The sequence below is a fragment of the Sphingomonas sp. 66-10 genome, from assembly GCF_001897045.1.
Taxonomy (GTDB): domain Bacteria; phylum Pseudomonadota; class Alphaproteobacteria; order Sphingomonadales; family Sphingomonadaceae; genus Sphingomonas; species Sphingomonas lycopersici.
This window is the reverse complement of the sequence record NZ_MKRR01000086.1, coordinates 1-1412: the sequence shown is the minus strand read 5'-3', so window position 1 is coordinate 1412 and position 1412 is coordinate 1. Positions and strand designations below refer to the sequence as shown.

At 72.2% G+C, this 1412-nt stretch carries 2 protein-coding genes; both read left to right on the top strand.

What is annotated here, in order from left to right:
• The coding region (locus BGN95_RS07200) for an SDR family oxidoreductase (protein WP_286772105.1) at nucleotides 1-223 on the top strand (223 nt) is incomplete at its 5' end.
• Nucleotides 224-339: 116 nt separating this feature from the next.
• The coding region (locus tag BGN95_RS07195; RefSeq protein WP_353744681.1) for a chloride channel protein at nucleotides 340-1412 on the top strand (1073 nt) is incomplete at its 3' end.

Genomic DNA, 1412 nt, shown 5'->3' with positions numbered 1-1412 from the left:
CTTCGTGAAGACCTCGATGCAGGAGCGCGAGATCATCTGGGAGGCGGAGCTGCGCGGCATGACGCCCGAGGCGGTGCGCGCCGAATATGTCTCGCTGACGCCGCTCGGCCGCATCGAGGAACCGGAGGACGTCGCCGATGTCGTCGTCTTCCTCGCCTCCGACGCCGCCCGCTTCATGACCGGCCAGGGCATCAACATCACGGGCGGCGTCCGGATGGACTGACGGCCGGGGAAGGCGTATTGCGCCGGGATCGACGCGGGCAGCGGAGCTGAACGATGAATCCCTGGCGGAGATACGCCCCCGTCTGGCAGCGGCGTGCCGCGACCACGATCGGCGCGGTGCTGATCGGCCTCGCGGCGCTCGCCTTTGCCGGCGCCGCCGATATCGCGCAGGACGGCTTCGCCTGGCTCATCGCCCGCTGGCCGCTGCTGCCGCTGGCCCTGACGCCGGCCGCCTATGCCCTCATCGCCTGGATGACCCGGCGGCTGGCGCCCGAGGCGCGCAGCTCCGGCATCCCGCAGGTGATCGCCGCCACCCACAATGCCGATTCGGCCGCCAATGAGCGGCTGACCTCGCTGAAGACGGCGGCGGTGAAGCTGGTGATGACGGTGCTCGCGCTCGGAGCCGGCGGCTCGGTCGGCCGCGAGGGGCCGACGGTGCAGATCAGCGCCGCGATCATGAACGCGACGCACCGCCTGTTCCGCGTGCCGCTCACGGCCGCGGTCACCATCGCCGGCGGCGCGGCCGGCGTCTCGGCCGCCTTCAACACGCCGCTCGCCGGCGTCGCCTTCGCGATCGAGGAGCTCGCCTCGGCCTATGAGCAGCGGCTGGCGCTCCTTACCATGGCGGCGGTGCTCATCGCCGGCCTCGTCAGCCTCGGCATCGCCGGCGACTATCTCTATTTCGGCGCCGTGCACGAATCGCTGTCGCTGAAGGCCGCGCTCGTCATCGCGCCGGTCGCGGGCGTCGCCGGCGGGCTGCTCGGCGGCCTCTTCTCGCGCATCGTGCTCTGGTTCACGTTCTCGACCGCCGCGCCGATCCGCGCCATCCGCGCCCGCCCGGTCCTGTGGGCGGCGTCGGCCGGCCTCGTCATCGCGGTGATCGGCGTCGCCGGGGCCGGCCTCACCTGGGGCACCGGCTACGACGTCTCGCGGCGGATCATCGAAGGCGGCGCGGAGCCGCTGTGGTTCGGCCCGGCCAAGATGGCGACGACGTTGCTCACCGCGCTGTCCGGCATTCCGGGCGGCATCTTCGCGCCCTCGCTCGCCGCCGGCACCGGCCTCGGCCAGATCATCTCCAGCCTCTTTCCCGGCGAGCCGGTCGGCGCGGTCGTCGTGCTCGGCATGATCGCCTATTTCGTCGGCGTCGTGCGGGCGCCGCTGACGGCGGTGCTGATCGTCTCGGAGATGAC